At 71.6% G+C, this 19,571-nt stretch carries 19 protein-coding genes; 9 read left to right on the forward strand and 10 right to left on the reverse strand.

Annotation, left to right across the window (positions count from 1 at the left end; genetic code table 11):
* Nucleotides 1–48: 48 nt before the first annotated feature.
* From F0U47_RS11135 to F0U47_RS11145, 3 genes are all read right to left on the reverse strand, one after another.
* Nucleotides 49–1,944, reverse strand: coding sequence for a penicillin-binding transpeptidase domain-containing protein (locus tag F0U47_RS11135; protein ID WP_149750444.1), 1,896 nt, complete (start codon nt 1,942–1,944; stop codon nt 49–51).
* A gap of 41 nt (nt 1,945–1,985) precedes the next feature.
* Nucleotides 1,986–2,825 carry an SGNH/GDSL hydrolase family protein gene (locus F0U47_RS11140; RefSeq protein WP_149750445.1) on the reverse strand — a complete coding sequence of 280 codons (840 nt, stop codon included), beginning with the start codon at nt 2,823–2,825 and terminating at the stop codon, nt 1,986–1,988.
* A 63-nt stretch (nt 2,826–2,888) separates the two neighbouring features.
* Nucleotides 2,889–3,365, reverse strand: a complete 477-nt coding sequence (locus F0U47_RS11145) for a helix-turn-helix domain-containing protein (RefSeq protein ID WP_149750446.1) — start codon at nt 3,363–3,365, stop codon at nt 2,889–2,891.
* Nucleotides 3,366–3,424: 59 nt separating this feature from the next.
* Here F0U47_RS11145 and F0U47_RS11150 point away from each other — a divergent pair, with 59 nt between their 5' ends.
* The gene (locus F0U47_RS11150) at nt 3,425–4,357 is read left to right on the forward strand and encodes an NAD(P)/FAD-dependent oxidoreductase (protein ID WP_149750447.1); all 933 of its coding nucleotides are present in this window, start codon (nt 3,425–3,427) and stop codon (nt 4,355–4,357) included.
* A 10-nt stretch (nt 4,358–4,367) separates the two neighbouring features.
* On the opposite strand, the gene F0U47_RS21600 is transcribed toward F0U47_RS11150, so the two are convergent.
* The gene (locus tag F0U47_RS21600; protein WP_223162723.1) at nt 4,368–5,015 is read right to left on the reverse strand and encodes an aggregation-promoting factor C-terminal-like domain-containing protein; all 648 of its coding nucleotides are present in this window, start codon (nt 5,013–5,015) and stop codon (nt 4,368–4,370) included.
* Between the two features lie 54 nt (nt 5,016–5,069).
* Here F0U47_RS21600 and F0U47_RS11165 point away from each other — a divergent pair, with 54 nt between their 5' ends.
* On the forward strand, nt 5,070–5,669 hold the full coding sequence (locus F0U47_RS11165) for a YczE/YyaS/YitT family protein (protein ID WP_149750448.1): 600 nt from the start codon (nt 5,070–5,072) through the stop codon (nt 5,667–5,669).
* 4 nt (nt 5,670–5,673) lie between these two features.
* On the opposite strand, the gene F0U47_RS11170 is transcribed toward F0U47_RS11165, so the two are convergent.
* The 3 genes from F0U47_RS11170 to F0U47_RS11180 form a co-directional block, all read right to left on the reverse strand.
* Nucleotides 5,674–7,377, reverse strand: a complete 1,704-nt coding sequence (locus F0U47_RS11170) for a DEAD/DEAH box helicase (protein WP_149750449.1) — start codon at nt 7,375–7,377, stop codon at nt 5,674–5,676.
* 62 nt (nt 7,378–7,439) lie between these two features.
* Nucleotides 7,440–9,269: a glutamine--fructose-6-phosphate transaminase (isomerizing) gene (gene glmS / locus F0U47_RS11175; RefSeq protein ID WP_149750450.1), complete on the reverse strand. Its 1,830-nt coding sequence runs from the start codon at nt 9,267–9,269 to the stop codon at nt 7,440–7,442.
* A gap of 8 nt (nt 9,270–9,277) precedes the next feature.
* Entirely contained in the window at nt 9,278–9,541 is a 264-nt protein-coding gene (locus F0U47_RS11180; RefSeq protein ID WP_149750451.1) for a hypothetical protein, read from the reverse strand.
* A gap of 175 nt (nt 9,542–9,716) precedes the next feature.
* Here F0U47_RS11180 and F0U47_RS11185 point away from each other — a divergent pair, with 175 nt between their 5' ends.
* The 5 genes from F0U47_RS11185 (at nt 9,717) to F0U47_RS21605 (ending at nt 13,941) form a co-directional block, all read left to right on the forward strand.
* Nucleotides 9,717–10,841 (forward strand): glycosyltransferase family 2 protein, encoded by a 1,125-nt coding sequence (locus tag F0U47_RS11185; RefSeq protein ID WP_149750452.1) that lies wholly within the window; start codon nt 9,717–9,719, stop codon nt 10,839–10,841.
* Nucleotides 10,842–10,987: 146 nt separating this feature from the next.
* A complete protein-coding gene (locus F0U47_RS21145; protein WP_188111281.1) occupies nt 10,988–11,128 on the forward strand; it encodes a hypothetical protein in 141 nt (46 codons plus the stop codon).
* 138 nt (nt 11,129–11,266) lie between these two features.
* On the forward strand, nt 11,267–11,827 hold the full coding sequence (locus F0U47_RS11190; protein ID WP_149750453.1) for a YceI family protein: 561 nt from the start codon (nt 11,267–11,269) through the stop codon (nt 11,825–11,827).
* Between the two features lie 109 nt (nt 11,828–11,936).
* The gene (locus tag F0U47_RS11195; protein ID WP_246159564.1) at nt 11,937–12,863 is read left to right on the forward strand and encodes a GNAT family N-acetyltransferase; all 927 of its coding nucleotides are present in this window, start codon (nt 11,937–11,939) and stop codon (nt 12,861–12,863) included.
* 19 nt (nt 12,864–12,882) lie between these two features.
* Nucleotides 12,883–13,941 carry a serine/threonine-protein kinase gene (locus tag F0U47_RS21605; RefSeq protein ID WP_223162724.1) on the forward strand — a complete coding sequence of 353 codons (1,059 nt, stop codon included), beginning with the start codon at nt 12,883–12,885 and terminating at the stop codon, nt 13,939–13,941.
* On the opposite strand, the gene F0U47_RS11205 is transcribed toward F0U47_RS21605, so the two are convergent.
* From F0U47_RS11205 to F0U47_RS11215, 3 genes are all read right to left on the reverse strand, one after another.
* Complete coding sequence (locus F0U47_RS11205) at nt 13,916–15,259, reverse strand: hypothetical protein (RefSeq protein ID WP_149750454.1); 1,344 nt, start codon at nt 15,257–15,259, stop codon at nt 13,916–13,918. The genes F0U47_RS21605 and F0U47_RS11205 overlap by 26 nt on opposite strands.
* Before the next feature lie 69 nt (nt 15,260–15,328).
* On the reverse strand, nt 15,329–16,060 hold the full coding sequence (locus F0U47_RS11210) for a PadR family transcriptional regulator (protein ID WP_223162725.1): 732 nt from the start codon (nt 16,058–16,060) through the stop codon (nt 15,329–15,331).
* A gap of 118 nt (nt 16,061–16,178) precedes the next feature.
* Nucleotides 16,179–18,137, reverse strand: coding sequence for a M3 family metallopeptidase (locus F0U47_RS11215; protein ID WP_149750455.1), 1,959 nt, complete (start codon nt 18,135–18,137; stop codon nt 16,179–16,181).
* 199 nt (nt 18,138–18,336) lie between these two features.
* On the opposite strand from F0U47_RS11215, the gene F0U47_RS11220 reads away from it, so the two are divergent.
* Together F0U47_RS11220 and F0U47_RS11225 are read left to right on the forward strand one after the other, a co-directional pair.
* On the forward strand, nt 18,337–18,867 hold the full coding sequence (locus tag F0U47_RS11220; protein ID WP_149750456.1) for a TasA family protein: 531 nt from the start codon (nt 18,337–18,339) through the stop codon (nt 18,865–18,867).
* Between the two features lie 63 nt (nt 18,868–18,930).
* Nucleotides 18,931–19,509, forward strand: a complete 579-nt coding sequence (locus F0U47_RS11225) for a signal peptidase I (protein ID WP_223162726.1) — start codon at nt 18,931–18,933, stop codon at nt 19,507–19,509.
* The last annotated feature ends 62 nt before the right edge of the window (nt 19,510–19,571 follow it).

The following is a 19,571-nucleotide window of genomic DNA, read 5'->3' on the forward strand; positions in this document are numbered from 1 at the left end:
CATGCAACCAGGGGCTCGACCAATTCCCCCGACAGTTGCTCGGGCGGCTCAGCCGGCGGCGCGGAGGAACGCCTCCAGGACCGGCCCGGCGGTGCGCGAGCCGGACTCCCCCACCTCGACGAACACCGCGACGGCGAGGTCCCCCTGCGCGGCGACCATCCAGGCGTGGGTCTCCAGACCACCCCCGGCGCCGACGAACTCCGCGGTGCCGGTCTTGGCGAGCACGGGCTCGCCCGGGACGTCCGCCAGCTGGCTGCCGCTGCCGCCGGTGACCACGCCCCGCAGCATCTCCCGGAGCTGCGCGGCCTCCTTCCCGGTCAGCGGCGTGTGGTCGTGGTCGGAGACCTCGACCTGCTCCACCAGGCGGGGTACGACGAGCTCCCCCTGCTGCACCGAGGCGATGACCGCGGCCATCGTCATCGGCGAGGCGAGCACGGTCCCCTGGCCGATCAGGTTCGCCGCTGCCTCGGTCTCGCTGGCGGGCGGCTCGACGCTGCCGAAGTAGGCCGGGAACCCGAGGTCGTGGTCGACACCGAGGCCGAGGCTCGCGGCCGCCGCGGCGAGGTCGTCCTCGCCGAGCTCGTCGCGCGCGCCGATGAAGGCGGTGTTGCAGGACTGGGCGACCGCCGTACGCAGCGGGATCTCGCCGGTCGCCGAGCTCGGGTAGTCGCTGTAGTTGCCGAACTCCTTGCCGTCCACGGTGAGCGTGGGCGGGCAGCTGACCGTGCTGTCGGGGGTGAGGCCGGCGCGCAGCAGCGCGAGGCTGCTGATGATCTTGAACGTCGAGCCCGGCGGGAACTGGCCGTAGGTCGCGAAGTTCTGCCCGCCGTTGCCGGGCCCGTTGGCGGCCGCGAGGATCGCGCCGTCGCTCGGCCGGAGCGCCACGATTGCGCTGGCCGGGCCGACGTCCGCCAGCAGCGACTCGGCAGTGCTCTGCAATGCCCGGTCGAGGGTGAGCTCGAGCGCCTCGCCGTCCACGTCGTAGCTGGTGTAGAGGTCGCGCGCCGGCCCGGCGTCGGTCTCCGACACGGCCTCGACCCGCCGTCCGGGAGTGCCGCCGAGCTGCTCGTCGTACCTCGCCTGCAGACCGCTGATGCCGGCGATGTCGCCGACCCGGTAGCGGTCCGGGTCCTCCTCGATCATCTCGGCGGTGACGGGCCCGACCCGGCCGAGGATCGGAGCGGCGAACTCCTTCGTCGGCGCCAGTGCGATCTCGTCGGCCAGCGCCAGGGAGCCCGCGATCGGGTCGAGTCCGGCCTCGATCTCGGGGGGCACCTCGCCCTTGCGATAGACGATCGCCTCGACGAAGGCACGGTCCCCGGCCTCACGGACGGCGCGGACGTACGGCGCCACGTCGATCCCGAGCAGTCCCGCGAGCTCGCGCGCCGCCGCGGCCGCTTCCGCGCCGTCGACGCGGACCCGGTCGATGCCGATCCGGACCACCGGCCGCTCCGTCACCAGCACCTGACCCTCGGCCCCGCGGATGTCGCCGCGGGTCGCGGGCAGGGTGGTCGCGTCGAGGACCTCGTCCTTCGCGAGGCTCGGCTCCACGACGGTCGGCGCCCACACCACCTGCCAGTCGTCGCCGGCGCGCTCGAGGTCGACCGTCGTCTCGTAGGCCCACGGCTCGTCCGACTCCACCACCGGCCACGACCACGCGAGCGTCCCGGTGGCGCGGTCCCCGTCCGCCTCGACCTCGCCCGCCTCGACGGTCGGCTCGATGCCGTCCATGCCGGCGACGATCTCGGCGTACCTCTCGGCAGCAGCCTTGGCGTCCCCGCCGAACGACACGCCGGCCAGGCCCTTGCCGGTCGGGTCGACCAGCCCGTCCGCGAGCCGGGTCAGCGCCTGCGAGGCACCCGCGTCGTCCGCCCCGTCGGAGTCGCCGGTGCACGCACCGAGCACCAACACGCAGGACAGCAGCGCCACCGAGATCCGTCGCATGCGACGGTTCTACCAGCCGCTGCCGACGCGTCCGCTCAGGGTCAGGCCGCGCCGACCAGCAGCGGAGCGACCATCGGCGTGTAGCCGGAGGACTGGCCGAGCCGGTTGGGGTGGTAGCTCTCGCTGGTCGGGTTCGACAGGCCGTTGACCCACTCGACGTCGTCGCACACCGCGTGGCCGATGAACCGGCTGGTCGGGTTGGCGAACTTGAAGCCTCGCGCCGCGGCCGCGGCGGACAGCTTCTGGTTCAGCAGGTCGGCCGTCTGGTTGAGCCGGGTCTGCTCCGAGGGGGAGAACCAGGTGCCGGCGTTGCAGTCCTCGCCCATGAAGAGCCGCGGGTAGCCGGTGACGACCACGACCGCGCTCGGCGCCCGCGAGTCGATCGATGCGTACAGCGTCGAGAGCCGGCCCGGCAGCGTGTTGTTGATGAAGGACTGGGCGTTGTTGATGGCCCCGTCGCAGTTCGACATCCAGCCGGGCTGGGCGCACTCGGTGATCACGCTGGAGAAGCCGGCGTCGTTGCCGCCGACCGAGAGCGTGACGTACTTCGTGGTCGACACGACCGCGCTCAGCTGGCTGTTGGTGACCGTCGACGTGGTCGCGCCCGAGCATGCCTTGAAGTTGAGCGTGTACCCCTTCTGCTGGGCCACCAGGTAGGGATAGGCGTACGTCGACCGCTGGCAGCTGGTGCCGTCGCTGATGTAGCTGCGGGTGCCGACCCCGGAGGCGTAGGAGTCGCCGAGGGCGACGTACGACGGTCCTGCCGCCTGCGCCGGCGCCTGAACGCCGAGCGGGACGAGGGCGGCGAGGACCGGGAGGACGGAGGCGAGGAGCAACCGGAAGGGGTGCCGCGCGAACCGGGAGCGAGCGAGTGCAGGCATGGATGACCTTCCCCATGAAAAAGGCGGCCCGGGTACGGGCCGTACCAATGTGACGCAGGTCACTCAAGCAGACGGATGCCCTCCATGGCCAGGGGCGTGGTGCTCACGGTGCCGCCCCGGCAGGAACCCCCGTCGCGTGCCCGCGACCAGGTCGGCGACGTGCGAGCGGAAGTTCGGGCAGGCCGCGATGTCGTGCGCGCGGCAGCCGAGCGCGTGCTCGGTGAGGCGCCGCGACCGCTCCATCTCGGCCATCCGCGCCTGCAGGTCGGCGAGGTGGTCGGTCAGGATCTTGTGCCGGCCTTCCGCGCCCGCGTCGAGCAGGGAGCGGATCTGCTCCAGGCTCATCCCGGCCGCCTTGCTGGAGACGATGGCCGCCACCCGGTAGGCGTCGTCCTCGCGGTAGCGGCGCCGGCCGCCCGAGTCCCGCTCGGGCGCCAGCAGACCCATCGACTCCCAGTGCCGCAGCACGTGGGGCGGCAGGTCGAACCGCTCCGCCAGCTCACCTACCGACCACCGGACATCTGTACGACTTGACTTCATGTCGACATGAAGTCACAGGCTGCTGACCAGCACAAGTACTTCGACAGAAGGAGAATGAGATGACGACCTCATACGACGTCGCCGTGGTCGGCGCCGGCTCGGCCGGGCTGCAGGCGGCGCTCACCCTGGGCCGGATGCGGCGGCCGGTGGTGGTGCTCGGCACCGACCGCTACCGCAACGACCCGGCCACGGAGATGCACAACTTCCTCGGCCACGACGGCACGCCGCCGGCGGCGCTGCGGGCAGCGGCACGGGCCGACCTCGAGCGGTACCCGACCGTCGAGCTGCGCGACCTGGAGGTCGTGGCGATCACGGGCGAGACCGGTGCCTTCACCGTGCACACCGCGGACGGCGGCACCGTGGCGGCGCGGCGGGTGCTGCTCGCGACCGGGGTGGCCGACACCCTGCCCGCCACTCCAGGGCTCGGCGCCCTCTGGGGCGACGTGGTGGCGCACTGCCCGTACTGCCACGGGCACGAGTTCGCCGGCGCCCCCGTCGGCATCCTCGGCGCGGACGCCAGCGTGCCCCTCCGTGCGGCCATGCTGGAGCGGATCGCCAGCTCCACCGTCGCCCTCACCGACGGCGCGGAGCTCGACGACGCGACCGCCGACGCCCTGAAGCGGATGGGGGTCGAGGTCCGCACCGAGCAGGTCACGGAGGTCCGCCGGGGTCCGCTCGGCGTCACCGTCGAGCTCGCCGCAGGCCCTGCGGTCGACCTCGGCGGCCTCTTTGTCGGGCCGGCCTGGCACCAGGCGGCCGCGTTCGTGGAGCGGCTGGACCTCGACCGGTCGCCGATGGGCGCGATCCTCGTCGACGCCTTCGGACGCACCAGCCGGCCCGGCATCTTCGCGGCGGGCGACATCGCGCAGCTCCCGGGGATGCCCATGCCGATGGCGTCGGTCCTCACCGCAGCAGCCGGCGGACTGGTGGCCGCTGCGGCCTGCGACCGCGAGCTCGCGGCGGCCGACAACGGGCTGGCGCTGCCGGCCTGACCCCGGCGCCTCAGTACCAGCCGACCCGTTCGCTGTGCTGCCAGGCTCGCTCCGGAGTGCCGTAACGGGCGGAGATGTAGGCGAGGCCCCACCGGATCTGCGTCTCGGGGTTGCTGCGCCAGTCCGGCCCGACGACCGCCATCTTGTGGGCGGGCAGCGACTGCGGAATGCCGTAGGCGCCCGAGCTGGGGTTCTCCGCCAGGTGGTTCCAGCCCGACTCGCGGTGCCACAGCGCGTCCAGGAACCGCCACTGGTCCTCGGCGAAGCCGAAGTCGAGCATCAGCCGGTAGCCGAGCGCGCGGTTGGTGCCGGGGTCGACGTCCGCAGGGACCTGGGTGGGAGGCGCGGTGTAGTTCTGCGCGATCCGCTCGGCCGCGAGTCGGAGCTGCTGGAGGATCACCGCGTCCGGTACGTCGAAGCGGGCGCCCCCGTCACCGCGGGAGGTGCGCTGCTTGCGGCCCGGAGGTTCCTCCGCGCCGGTCGTGGGACCTGTCGGCGACGCCCCTGTAGGCCCTGTCGGCCCTGTCGGCCCGGTCGGCCCGGTCGGCCCTGTCGTCGCCGCTGCGTCCGACTCCGCCGGAGCCGGCTCCGGCGCCGCGCACCCGGCCAGGGCGACCGCGAAAAACGCGGCAGCCACGACGAACCTCGATCCCCCCATCGGAGCATTGTGACCCACAAATGTCCGCTCCACCTCCTCCCTTAGGGTGAACCGGTGCCCTCGCTCGGTCGGTTCGCCCTCCTGCTCGGGGGCTGCGTGGTCCTCGGCATCGGCGTCGCGCTCCTGCTCACCGCCGACCTCGGGTCCGACGGCTACTCCACGCTCGTCTACGGGATCTCGGTCGCGCTCGACCTGCCGTTCTGGCTCGCCAACCTCGCCGTGGGCGTGGCGTTCGTCGCGCTCGCGGCGGCGCGCAAGGTCTATCCGGGCGTCGGCACCGTCGTGCAGGTCGCGCTCGTCGGCGGCACGGTGTCCCTGGGGCTCGCGCTGTTGAGCACCCCGGACGGCTGGGCCGGCCGGATCGGCCTGCTGGTGCTGGCGTTCCCGGTGCTCGCGATCGGGATCGCGACGTACCTCGGCAGCCAGACCGGCGCCGGCCCGGCCGAGGGCGCCGGCCTCGCCTGGGACCCGCCGGTGCCGTTCCGGTGGAGCTACAGCGCGGTCCAGGGCGGCGGCGCACTGGTCGGCTGGCTGCTCGGCGCGACGATCGGCGCCGGCACCATCGCGGTCATCGTCCTGCTCGGCCCGCTGGTCGACCTCGCTGCCCGCCTGCTGCAGGTGGACGTCCACCAAGGACGGCCGACCGAGGGCTGAGGGTTCAGTCGCGCGGCCTGCGGGAGCCCTTGTTCGGCGGGCCGTAGTCGCGCTGGAGCTCGATCAGCTTGCCGCTGATCCGGGTCTCCTTGAGCTTCTCCCACACCGGGCCGGGCAGCTTCGCCGGCAGCTCGACGATGGAGTGGTCCGGACGGATCGTGATGCGGCCGAAGTCGTTGCGGCCGAGGCCGCCCTCGTTGGCCAGCGCGCCGACGATCTGGCGCGGCTCGACGCGATGCCGCTTGCCGACCGCGATCTTGTACGACGCCATCGGCTTGTCGCTGCGCTGGCGCGGGCCACGCTCCGGTCGGCCGGAGTCGCGGTCACGACGGTCGTCGTACTCCCGCTTCGGGCGCTGCGGCGCCTCCTCCAGCACGAGGGGACTGTCGCCGTGAAGCACGATGGCGAGCGCGGCGGCGACGTCGGCTTCGGGGACGTCGTTGTTCTTGACGTAGTGACCGACGACCTCGCGGAAGAACCCGATCTGCGGCGACTCGAGCGCGGCGGTGATCCGGTCGTCGAAGCGCGCCAGCCGGGTGGCGTTGACGTCCTCGACGCTCGGGAGCTGCATCTGGGTGAGCGGCTGCCGGGTCGCCTTCTCGATGTGCTTGAGCAGGTAGCGCTCGCGCGGGGTGACGAACGAGATCGCGTCGCCGCTGCGACCGGCGCGGCCGGTGCGGCCGATCCGGTGGACGTAGGACTCGGTGTCGGTCGGGATGTCGTAGTTGACGACATGGGTGATCCGCTCGACGTCGAGGCCGCGGGCGGCGACGTCGGTCGCGACGAGGATGTCGAGCTTGCCGTCCTTGAGCTGGTTGACGGTCCGCTCGCGGACCGCCTGCGCGACGTCACCGTTGATGGCGGCTGCGCCGAAGCCGCGGGCGCGCAGCTTCTCGGCGAGGGTCTCGGTCTCGTTCTTCGTGCGGACGAAGACGATCATCCCCTCGAAGTTCTCGACCTCGAGGATGCGCGTGAGGGCGTCGACCTTCTGGGGGTAGCTGCAGATCAGGTAGCGCTGCGCGATGTTCTCCGCGGTGCGCGTCTTCCGCTCGATCGAGATCGAGACCGGGTCCTTGAGGTACTTCTGCGACAGCGAGCGGATCTGCTTGGGCATCGTGGCCGAGAACAGCGCGACCTGCTTGGTGTCGGGGGTGTCGGCGAGGATCGTCTCGACGTCCTCGGCGAAGCCCATGTTGAGCATCTCGTCGGCCTCGTCGAGCACGAGGAACCGCAGCTGGCTGAGGTCGAGCGTGCCCTTGTCGAGGTGGTCCATGATCCGGCCCGGGGTGCCGACGACGATGTGCACGCCGCGGCGGAGCGCGGACAGCTGGACGCCGTACCCCTGGCCGCCGTAGACGGGCAGCACGTGGACGCCCTTGGTGGTGGAGGCGTACTTCTCGAACGCCTCGCACACCTGGAGCGCGAGCTCGCGGGTCGGGGCCAGCACCAGCGCCTGCGGCGACTTCTGGGAGAGGTCGAGCCGGTCGAGGATCGGCAGGGCGAACGCCGCCGTCTTGCCGGTGCCGGTCTGGGCCAGACCCATGACGTCGCGGCCCTCGAGCAGGTGCGGGATGGTCTGCGCCTGGATCGCCGACGGCGACTCGTAGCCGACGTCGGACAGCGCCTTCAGCACCTTCGGGCCGAGGCCGAGGTCGCCGAAACCGGGGGCCTCGTCTGCGAGGGAACCGTCTTGTGCTACATCACTCACCCGACAACGGTAGTGGCCTCGGCGACATCCGTCGCATTCCTCGTCGCGGTGGGGTGGGTCACCTACTCGACGGTCACCGACTTGGCGAGGTTGCGTGGCTTGTCGATGTCGTGACCGAGGTGCTTGGCCGCGTGGTACGCCAGCAGCTGGAGCGGGATGGTCAGCAGGATCGGGTCGAGCTCGCGCTCGGTCCGGGGTACGACGACGCGCTCGGCGTCCAGGCCCTGCAGCTCGACGTCGTCGTGGGTGACGACGACGAGCGGGCCGCCCCGGGCCGCGATCTCGTGCAGGGCCGCGACGTTGCGCTCGACCAGCTCGTCGTCGGGGACGATCGCGACGGTCGGAACCGCCGGGCTGATCAGGGCGAGCGGCCCGTGCTTGAGCTCGGAGGTCTGGTAGGCCTCCGCGTGGCGGTAGCTGATCTCCTTGAACTTCTGAGCGCCCTCGCGTGCGACGGGGAAGCCGCGGACCCGGCCGACGAAGAACAGGCTCTCGGCCGCGGCGAGCCGCTCGGCGATCGCCTCGAGCCGCTCCTCGGTCGCGAGGACCTGCTCGATCTTGCCGGGGAGCGCGTTGAGCCCGGCGATCAGCCGCCGGCCGTCGGCGATCGACAGGTCGCGGACGCGGCCGAGCTGGAGGGCGAGCATCGCGAAGCCGAGGAACATGTTGGTCAGCGCCTTCGTCGACGCGACCGCTACCTCCGGCCCGGCGTGCAGGTAGATGCCGCCGTCGACCTCGCGAGCGATCGCGGAGCCGACCACGTTGACCAGGCCGATCACCCGGCCGCCCTTGCGTCGGATCTCCTGGACGGCGAGCAGGGTGTCGATGGTCTCGCCGGACTGGCTGACCGCGACGTAGAGCGTGTCCGGCTCGATGATCGGGTTGCGGTACCGGAACTCCGACGCCGCCTCCGCGGAGGCGGGGATCCGGGCCAGCTCCTCGATCAGCGTCGCGCCCATCTCGCCGACGTAGTAGGCGGAGCCGCAGCCGAGGACCTTGACCCGGCGGATCGCCCGCAGCTCCCGGGCGTCGAGGTTGAGACCGCCGAGGTGGCCGGTCGCGAACCGGTCGTTGAGGCGACCGCGCATCACCCGCTCGGCCGCGGCCGGCTGCTCGAGGATCTCCTTGTGCATGAACGACTCGTGCTCGCCGGCGTCGTAGGCGTCGGGGTCGACGTCGAGCGTCTTGGCGCGCCGGTTCGTCGCGGCCAGGCCGGTGGCCTCGAGGCGGTACGTCGTGAAGCCGCTCGCCGTGATCGTGGCCATCTCGCCGTCGTCGAGGTGGGCGACCGTCGTCGTGTAGCGCACCAGCGCGGCCAGGTCGGACGCGACGTGCATCTCCTTGTCGCCGACGCCGATGATGAGCGGGCTGCCGTTGCGGGCGACGACGATCCGGTCGGGGAAGTCCACGTGCATGACGGCGATGCCGTACGTCCCCTCGATGCGGCCGAGCGCCTCGGCGACCTTGCGCTCGAGGGTGTCGGCGTCGGAGCCGGCGACCAGGTGCGCGAGGACCTCGGTGTCGGTGTCGGAGACCAGGCTGATGCCCGCCTCGTGCAGCTCCTCCCGGAGCGCCGCGGCGTTGTCGATGATCCCGTTGTGCACGACCGCGACCCGGTCCTTGCCGTCGGTGTGGGGATGCGCGTTCACGTCGTTCGCCGGGCCGTGCGTCGCCCAGCGGGTGTGACCGATACCGGCCTTGCCGGCGAACCGCTTCGGCAGGCCCTCGCTCAGGTCCCGCACCCGTCCGGCGCGCTTCGCGACCTTGATCCCGGACGGGCCCAGCACGGCGACGCCCGCCGAGTCGTAGCCGCGGTGCTCGAGCCGGCCGAGTCCCTCCAGCAGCAGCGGCGCTGCCTGGTGGGTGCCGAGGTATCCGACGATGCCGCACATGGCGTGTCCTATCCGTAGATCATCCGGCGCAGCTGGCGCTCGGAGAGGTCGGGCGCGGCGACCAGGCGATCGGCCAGCTCGTCGCGCAGGGTGGTGAAGATGTCGGCGTTCTTGGCGCCGCGGAGCTTGAGCTCCCCGTGCCGGCGTCGTACGAACGCCTCGACCGGCTCGTGGTGGAACGCCAGCACGTCCTCCACGACCCGCTCCGCGTCGCCGACCGGGAGACCGGTGCTCGCGACGACGTGACGGACGAGTCGGGGATCAGCAGGCACAGCTCGATGATCCGCGCATCCGGCGCGTTTGCCAACTTCCTGCCCGAAATCGGGCACAAAGGTGTCTCAACACCGCGGTCGATGCCCCGGCGGCGTCGCTTTCCGGCTCGGCGAAACCACCCACGTAGGGTGACCGCATGATCCGGATCCTCGCTCCAGGCACTCCGGACGAGTCATGACCGAGGGAAGTTCTCGGGAGCCGGACGACCGGCGGATCTGCACGGTGACGACCCTGTGGGACTCCCTCGCCAACGTCCGGCAGTTCGTGGCCCGCAACCTCGCAGCCGGGGCGGACCACATGTTCATCTTCCTGGACGCGCCCGCCCCGGAGGTTCGGGACTACCTCGAGGGTCTCGAGGAAGTGACGGTCGTCCGCACCGGCAAGAACTACTGGCACGGCCGCCGGCCGGAGAACCTGAACACCCGCCAGATGGCCAATGCCAACGCGGTGAGCTACCTGCTGAGCCCGTTCGACAGTGTGCGGTGGCTCTTCCACATCGACGGGGACGAGTCGCTCGACATCGACCGTGACGGGCTCCTGTCCAGCGACGCACCGGCGGCCCGGCTGTCGGTACTGGAGTCCGTCAGCCGGGCCCACTGGGACGGACCGGTCGACAGGTTCAAGCGCACGGCGACGCCGGACGAGCTGGCCCGGCTGACTCGTCGCGGCGCGATCGCGAGTCCCCACCTCCGCGAGTACTTCCACGGCCACCTCCGGGGCAAGGTGGGGGTGCGGCCCACCCTGGACCTCCGGGTGGGCATCCACGACGCCTGGACCCGCGCCGGCGAGCGGGTCGAGGCAGAGCGGTCCCCGGACTGGAACGTCCTCCACTACGACTGCTGGTCGAGTGAGGAGTTCCTGCGGAAGTGGGCCTCACCGATGGCCAATCGCCGGGCGAAGCTCGCCGGCAAGCGACAACAGCTGCAGGATGCCGTGAACGGCGTCCTGGAGACGCCGTCGATCGACGACGAGGAACGCGACCGGCGGTTGATGGAGCTCTACGAGACCCACGTCGCCGACGACGTCGCCGCACTCGAGGAGATCGGGCTCCTGGTCACACCCCGGGCCGAGTTCCACGCCTACCAGCCCCGAGGGCTCGGTTCTGATCGGGATGCCGTGCACCGGCTGCTCGACCGGCTCGTCTCGGCCGACCGGGGCTACTTCCTGTCCCCGAGGACGAATGCACACCCTCGCGACCTGTTCGAGCAGCTGCGCCGCAGCTCCCTCGACGCCGAGCTGGATGCCCGGTTGGCCGCCTCGCTGGCACGCCCACCGGCGACGGTGACGACGACGGAGTAGCCGTCGGCTTGCGTAGGGAGCAGCCGACCTGCTCCTGGAGTGCTGTTCGCCGCCGGGTGGGGCGACGGGCGCGAATCTGCGCCTCTTGGCCCCCTCAGGTGGGGGACTGTTATCTTGGTGAACACAAGGTGAACAGGAGGTGTCCCATGAACGACGCACAGGGGTCCGTTCGACCCGCACTAGAGATGCGGTGGGTCCCGGTGGCCGACGAGGAGGGGCGCACCCATGTCCAGGCGGTGTGGATCGAGGCCCGGGTCGGCTCGGTGCGCACGCCCGACGCCGCCTGACCCGGGGGATCGCTGTTCGGGCGGATGTGATCCAGGTCACACTGGGGTCAATGGAATAGGACCGTAGTCCGCTTTGCTGAGGGTGGTTGAGACTTCAACCAATCGGGCGGCGATCGCCCGGCACCCCAGGAGGACACCATGACCGAGACCTTCACCCCCGCACTGACGGACATCAGCGGCGACTACACCATCGACACGGCCCACAGCCGGCTCGGCTTCGTCGCCCGCCACGCGATGGTCACCAAGGTCCGCGGCTCGTTCGGCGAGTGGCAGGGCACCGCGCACATCGACACCGCGAACCCGGCGGACTCCTGGGTCCGGCTCACGATCGACCCCGCCAGCGTCGACACCGGCAACGCCGACCGCGACGGCCACCTGAAGTCCGGCGACTTCTTCGACGTCGAGAACCACCCGGCGTGGACCTTCGTCTCGACCGCGGTCAGCCGCGACGGCGAGGAGTGGACCGTGGCCGGCGACCTCACCATCAAGGACGTCACGCACCCCGTGACCATCGAGTTCGAGGAGGGCGGCTCGGCCAAGGACCCCTTCGGCAACCTGCGGGTCGGCTTCGAGGGCGAGACCACCGTCAACCGCAAGGACTGGGGCCTGACCTGGAACGCCGCGCTCGAGACCGGCGGCATCCTCGTCTCCGAGAAGATCAAGCTCGAGTTCGACGTCTCCGCGATCCGCAACAGCTGATCGCTCCCGCGCGAACGGCCCCGGCTCCCCCCAGGGNNCCGGGGCCATCGCAATTCCGTCCTCGTAATTCACGGGACATCCGCCGGGTGGAGGGTCACACTCGACCATCGTGACCACCACCCCCGACCCGGCACCCGACGGCTTCACCACCCGTCCGCTCACCATGGCCGACGCCCACGCGGTGTACGAGCTCTACGCCGCCCAGCAGCAGCACGACCTGGGACAGGTGGAGATCGACGAGGAGGACATCGTCGCGGAGTGGCAGCGGCCGTCGTACGACGTCCCGGCCTGCACCGTGGGCGTCTTCGACGCGGACGGGCGGATCGTCGGCGACGCGGAGTACCTGCGCCACGAGAGGTACGACGCCGCCGTCCATCCCGACTTCCGCGGCCGTGGCATCGGCACCTGGCTCGCGGCGTGGGTGCGCGCCACCGCGGCCCGCGCCGGCGAGCGCATCATCGGCATGCCGGTCCCGGAGGGGTCGGCGGGTGACAAGCTCCTGGAGGCGCTCGGCTACCACGTCCGCTGGACCAGCTGGGTGCTCCGCCTTCCTCCCGGCCGGACGATCGAGGAGCGGCCGCTGCCGGCCGGCTACGCGCTCCGGGTCGCGACCGAGGCCGACCAGGAGCAGGTCTGGCACACGATCGAGGACGCGTTCCTCGAGTGGTCGAAGCGCGAGAAGCAGCCCTTCGAGGACTTTCTCGCCGAGGTGTGGGGCCGGCCCGGGTTCGAGCAGTGGAACGTCCAGGTCGTCGCCGGCCCGGACGGCGCCGTCGTCGGGGCCGTGTTCGCCGTGAACTCCGACCCCGGCCAGGGACTGGAGACCTTCGTGTCCCGGGTCGCCGTCAACCGCGAGCACCGCAACCTCGGCCTGGCGCAGGCCCTTCTCGCTGCGGCGTTCGCCGCCGGTCGCGAGCGCGGGGCCCGGACCGGCTCGCTGTCGACCGACAGCCGCACCGGAGCCCTGTCGCTCTACGAGAAGGTCGGCATGGAGCCGAGCTCCGTGTGGCTGCACCGGGCCATCAAGCTGGGCTGATCAGGGCTACCCTCGCCGCATGGGTGAGGTGTTCGCGGGTCGCTACGAGCTGATCGACCCGATCGCCTCCGGCGGCATGGGCACGGTGTGGCGCGTCCACGACAAGATGGACGGTCAGGTCAAGGCCGCGAAGATGCTGCACCAGAGCGACGCGGCGATGCTGCTGCGGTTCGTGCGCGAGCAGTCGCTGCGGATCGACCACACCCACATCGTCACGCCCCAGTCGTGGGCCGGCGTCGACGACCGCGTGCTGTTCACGATGCCGCTGGTCGCGGGGGGCTCGGTGACCAACCTGATGAGGAAGTACGGCGCCCTCCCGCCGCGCTGGATCGGCCGGCTCGTCGACCAGACCCTCCAGGCGCTCGAGGCCGTGCACGCGGCCGGCATCGTCCACCGCGACATCAAGCCGGGCAACCTGCTGCTCGAGCCGACCGGGCGCGGCGTGCCGCACCTGCGGCTCGGCGACTTCGGGATCGCGGTGCCGACCGACGAGGCGCGACTGACCCACGTGGCGATGGTGATCGGCACCCCCGGCTACATGCCGCCCGAGCAGCAGCTCGGCGCCGACCCCGACCCGAGCGCCGACATCTACGCGCTCGGCATGGTCATGCTCGAGATGCTGACCGGCACGAAGCCGCCGCGCGAGCCTGTCCCCTTCGAGCCGGCCCCACTGCGCACCGGCGACCGCGGGCGGGACGCCGTCCTGGACCTGATCGTCGCGGCGACGCCCCACGACCCGGCCGCGCGGCCCACCGCCGCCGAGCTCCGCACCCACCCGGCGCTGCGGTTCCTCCTCGGGCTGCCGCCGGACCCCGCCGACCCGATCGCGATCACCGACGTGTTCCCGCCGCTGCCGGCCCGCACCGGCGAGGACCCCGACCGCACGACGGCGCCGCACTCCCCGCCGACCGCCGTCGTCGTACCGCCGCCGCCTCCCCCGCCGCCGGCCCGGACCCAGGCGGAGACGGCGTACCAGCCGGTGCCGGCGAGGACGAGCACCGGCGTGCTCGCGCCGGTGCTGCTGCTGGTCCTCGGGATCCTCGGTCTGCTCGTCAGCGGTTGGCTGCTGACCGGCTGACCCGTCGGGTCCGGGCGAGCCAGACCGCACCGGCTGCGCAGCTCGCGAGGCTGACCACCCCGAGCCCGAGCCCGGCGTACCGCCGTGGCCCCCACCACGAGTCGTCCTCGGTCTCGGGCGTGAAGGGGTTGCCCGACGCCACCGCGGCGAACTCGCCGTCGCCGACGAGGTAAGGCGTGTCTGCGCTGTAGCCGTCGGGGCCGTCGCCGCCGCCCTGGGCGAGGACCGCGTCCTGGTAGGTCGGCGGCGCGACGTCGACCTCCTCCAGCGCGAACGTCAGCTCCACCGAGACGGCCATCGGCGCCCGCTCGGCAGGCGGCTCGACCGAGACCGCGACCCAGTGGTCGCCGGGGAGCGCGGGCAGGAGGTCGCCGTACCGGTTGGTGTAGCGGAGCGGGTACGTCGCCGCGAAGAACCGGGCGGTCTTCTCGCCGAAGACGTTGTAGGAGTAGTGGTCCGACTCCGTGAGTGCGGAGACGTCACGCGTCGGCTGGACGATCCGGAGGTAGACGGCGACGTCCGCGAGCTCGGGGTCTTCCTCGTAGGTCACGCCGCCGGCGAGGTCGCCGCGAACGACCAGCTGCTCGCCCCAGGTGAGCGGCACCTTCCAGAGCAGCTCGGTGCCCTCGGTGATCTCGGTGGCGATCGTGACCGGCCCGTCGTGCGGGGCGACGACCGGCGCGTCGTCGAAGGACACCGCGCCCTCCGGCGTCGAGGCCGCGTCCGTCGGTGCGGGGGCGTCGTACGTCAGCTCGACGTCCTCCGGCAGCGGCTCGCCCGGCTCGGTGACGGGAGCCTCCTCCACGATCTTCAGGGCGTAGGGGAGCTCGCCCGTGCTCGAGCTGTCGTAGCGGGTCACCCTGATCGTGACGGTGCCTGCGCCGCGGCACGGGTCGGTGGGGTCCTCCCCGCCGACGATCACCTCGGCTCCGACCAGCGCCTGGGGGACGGTCGAGTCGGTCGTGAAGTAGTCGCTGTCGCACTCGGTGGGTGCGGTGTCGTCCGGCGTCGGCACCTGCGCGTCGATCTGGATCCCGTCGCTACCCCCGGTCACCGGCGTGCCGATGACGCCGACGTGGACGGTGCTGTCCTTGATCTGCCGGTCGTAGGTGAAGTGCTGCGGCTGTGACTGCGGGCCCAGCGACGAGGTCCACAGACCGGCCTCGACCACGGTCGGAGAGGCCGGGTTCGTGCTGCCGTCGACCGGCTGGCCGCCGAGGTCGACGGGCTCGGCAGCGGCAGCGTCGTACGGCGTCCACGCGCCGACGCCGAGCGCGATGGCGGCTGCAGCGGCCGCGAGCCGGACGACGATCCTCACCCGCGGCAGCCTAGTGGGGGCCGTCGCGGGCGGGGATCAGTCGCCGGTCAGTCGCAGGTCATTCGTCGGTCACTCGCCGTCGGTCGCCTCGTCGGCGGCGGGACCGTCGGCGAGGATGCCGTAGAGCCGCCGCCGCGCGTCGACGAGGACCTCGACCGCGGCGCGGCGCTGGGCGTCATCGCCGGAGACGACGATCTGCCAGACGGCGCTCATCACCTGCGGGATCTCGGCCTTGATGTCGGCGTGCTCGCCCGGCCACTCGGCCTCGGCGCGCTCGAACGGCGCCCAGACGGCGGCGAGCTCGGCGGCGTTCTCCGCGCAGTACGTCGAGCCCGCCTGGGTGAGGCGGAGCGACCGCCGGCCGCGGTCGTCGTCGGTCTCGACGAGGCCCTCGTCCTCGAGCTGCTGGATCGTCGGGTAGACCGAGCCCGGGCTCGGCCGCCAGGCGCCGCTGCTGCGGTCGGTGATCTGCTGGATCACCTGGTAGCCGTTGATCGGCTCGTCCCGCTCCTGCGCCACGCGAAGCACGTCGAGGATCGCGGAGCGGACGTCACCGCGGCGGACGCGGGCGCCGCGCGACCCCTCGGGCCGGCCCATCCCGAGCAGGCCGGCGAGCCACGGCGGCGGTCCGCCCGGCCCACCCCCGCGGTGGTGCGACCCGCGGTGCTCCCAGGGGTTGCCCCAGGGGCCGGGCCGGTGCTGGTTCTGCGGACCGCAGTCCGTGATGCCCGCCATCCAGAACGGGCCGAAGCGCTTGTTGAAGCCGTGCATGGTTCCTCCCTCGTCGCGATCTTTCTTCATCATGTCGCGATATATCGTTACTGTAGGCACACGGGCGGGCGGCGCACAAGTAACTACGTGTTATGGCACCTACCTCGGTGGTCGACCACCCTGGTAGTGGCCATAACACGTAGTTACATCACTGCCGGGCCAGCCAGGCGGCGTACGAGTCGAACGAGTACGGCCGCCCGAGGAAGTCGGCGACCAGGTCGGCCGCGTCCTTGCTGCCGCCCGGGACCAGCACGCTGTCGCGGTAGCGGCCGGCGACCTCCGGGTCGAAGAGGTCCTCGGGGTCGAACGCGCTGAACATGTCCTTCGCGATCACCAGCGACCACATGTAGGTGTAGTAGGCCGAGCTGTAGCCGCCGAGGTGGCCGAACGACGCGAACATGTGGGTGCCCTCGAGGTAGGGCAGGGCGGCGTACCGCTGCTGGAACTCGATCATCCGGTCGGTCAGCGACGCGACCTCCTCGCCGGCGGCGCGCTTGGCCTCGTCGGCGTGGAACCAGTAGGACATCGCGGCGTAGAACATCTGGGTCCGCGCGTAGATCCCCTTGCCGTAGTCGTCGGAGCGGCGCATCGCCTCCACCAGCTCGGTCGGGATCGGCTCGCCGTTCGCGTCCGTCGCGAAGCCGCGCAGCACCGCCGGGTCCCACGCCCACTCCTCGAGCATCTGGCTCGGCGCCTCGACGAAGTCCCACTCGGTGGCGACACCGGCGAACCGGAACCACTCGCCGTGGCCGGCGAGGACGTGGTGGAGCAGGTGCCCGAACTCGTGGAAGAGCGTCACCACGTGGTCGTGCTCCATCAGCCCGCGGGAGAAGTTGCAGACCAGCACGCCCTCCGGCAGCTGCTCGCCGGCGACGCCGTCGGTGAGCGTGAACTGCGCTGCGTGCTTGTACTTGCCCTCCCGCGGGTGGAGGTCGAGGTGGATGCGGCCGATCAACGCGTCACCGTCGACCCGGAACACGTCGTACGACGTCACGTCCTCGTGCCAGACCGGCACGTCGACGGGCTCGTAGCGCAGCCCGAACAGCCGCCCGGTCACGTCGAGCAGCCCCTGGCGGACCTTGGGGAACTCGAAGTACGTGCGGACCCGCTGGCCGTCGACGTCGTACTGCTCCTGGCGGACCTGCTCCTGGTAGTAGAACGAGTCGTAGAGCGGGATCTCGTTGGCCTCGGGGTAGTCGCGACGGTAGCGCTCGAGGAGGACCTCGAGGTCGGCGCGCATCGGCCCGTCGGCGGCCGCCACGATCTTCTCGATGAACTCGGGGATGGCGTGGCCCTGGCCGATCATCTTCACGTCGGCGTCGTAGGACGGCCAGTCGTAGTAGCCGACCAGCGCCGCGAGCTCCTGCCGCAGCGCGAACATCTCCTGGAGCAGGGGCTCGGCCTCGGGCCAGCCGCGCTGGAGGAACGCGGTCTGGATGTCGCGCCGCACGCCCTGGTCGTGGGCGAACATCCGCACCGGGATGGCGTCCGGGTAGTCGGTCGTGACGGTGACCAGCCCGTCGTCACCGGCGGGGTGCGCGTCCAGCCAGTCCTGGGGCAGGCCGGCGAGCCGGTCCGGCTCGACCCGGATGCTGCGGACGTCGTCGCGGGCGATCTTGCTGAACTCCTGGTCGAGCTCGGTCAGCCGGTCGCGGATCGCCGAGATCCGGTCGCGGGTCTTCTCGTCGCGGTCCACGCCCGAGCGCCGGAAGTCCTTGCGGACCTTCTCCAGCAGCCGGGTCGCCAGCGGGTCCTCCTCGATCCGGGTGCCGTCGAGGGCGGCGAACGCGTCGTACAGCTCACGGTCGAGGCTCCACTCGGTCGCCAGCCGCTGGGCCTCCTGCTCGGCGGTGTCGGCGAGGTCGCGCACGGCCTCGTCGGGATGCACGTTGCCGATCAGCGAGCCGAGCGCAGCGGCGTTGCCGAGGTGACCCGTCGCCCGGTCCCAGGCACGCAGCGCCGCCATCGGCTCGTTGGGCGGAAGGGTGCGGATCGTGCCGACCAGCTCACGCGCGCGGTCGAGCTCCTCCGTCGAGCGGGATCTCACCCACTCCCCCCAGGTGGCGGCGTCGGCGGTCGAGGGAAGCTGCAGCGGCGAGAGCGTCACCCGATGCAGCCTAGGTCGCCGGTGAGCGCCCTTCCAACGGGGCGCCGTGTCCGGTTGTGGACGACGTGTGGTCCCGACGACCGGGCGTGCCGAACTGTTGCCTGCGCGTGGATCTCGTGTCGAAACCGTGTGGTGCGCGCCTCCCTAGCGTTGTCGTCATCCCCACACCGGGAACCAGACCCAAGGAGCACCACGCAGCATGAAGAACACCACCAAGATCCTCGTCCCCCTCGCCACGCTGGCCGCCGCCGGCGCCGTCGCGATCGGGTCCGGCGCGACCTTCACCTCCGAGTCGAACAACACGATCAGCTCGGTGACCTCGGGCTCGCTGACCCACACCAACTCCAAGGCCGACCAGGCCGTCTTCAACCTGCCGACGATGAAGCCGGGCGACACCGTCAACGGGACGCTCACGCTCACCAACACCGGCAGCCTCCCGGCCGCGTTCAGCCTCACCGAGACCAGCTCGAGCAACGCGTTCTCCGGCGACAACCTCTCGCTGACGATCACGAACACGACCAGCGGCGCCAACGTGTACACCGGCACCTTCGGCGGCCTCGTGGACGGCACCAAGACCGCTCTCGGCACGATGCAGCCCGGCGCGGCGGCGACGTACCGCTTCTCCGTGCAGCTCGCCCCGACCGCCGGCAACGCCGACCAGGGCAAGACCGCCACGGCCGCCTACAAGTGGGACGCGATCCAGCTCGACGGCGAGACCGTCAACCAGTGACGCCGTCCCGTCCCACCCCCTGACCCGACCTACGGGCCGACCACCGACCGAGGAGACACCGACGTGAGCACCGACCGACGCCCCGTGCGGCAGCGGCTGACGGCACTGGCCGTCAACCTGACGCTGGTGGCGATCACGCTCACGGCGGCGGCGTACCTCGTGCCGTCGCTCCTCGGCTACGAGCGCTACGTCATCACCGGCGGCTCGATGTCGGGCTCGATCGAGCGCGGCTCGGTGGTCTACTCCGAAACCGTGCCTGCGAAGGACCTCCGCGTGGGGGACGTCATCACCTACCAGCCGCCGGCGTCGAGCGGGGTGACCACGTTGGTCACCCACCGCATCGTGCGGATCGGCCGGGATGGCGTCGGACGACAGGTCCTCCGCACCCAGGGTGACGCCAACCCGGATCCCGATCCGTGGCGGTTCACCCTGGCCCACGACGAGCAGGCCGCGGTGGCGGTCACGGTCCCGTACGTCGGCTACGCGCTCATCGCGCTGGCCGACCGGGAGACCCGGATGCTCGTCATCGGAGTGCCCGCCGGCCTTGTGGGGCTGGTCAGTATCGGCCAGCTGGTCGGCGCACTCCGGTCCCGCCTTCGACCGCGACAGGGGACAGCGGTCGTCGCTGCGGGATCCATCTAGGGGGACGCACGCTCCGCCGGGCTCAGCCGGGCGGAGCGTGCGTGGGTTTTTCGGCCGGTGAC

The sequence above is a fragment of the Nocardioides antri genome, assembly GCF_008373765.1.
GTDB classification, from domain to species: domain Bacteria; phylum Actinomycetota; class Actinomycetes; order Propionibacteriales; family Nocardioidaceae; genus Nocardioides; species Nocardioides antri.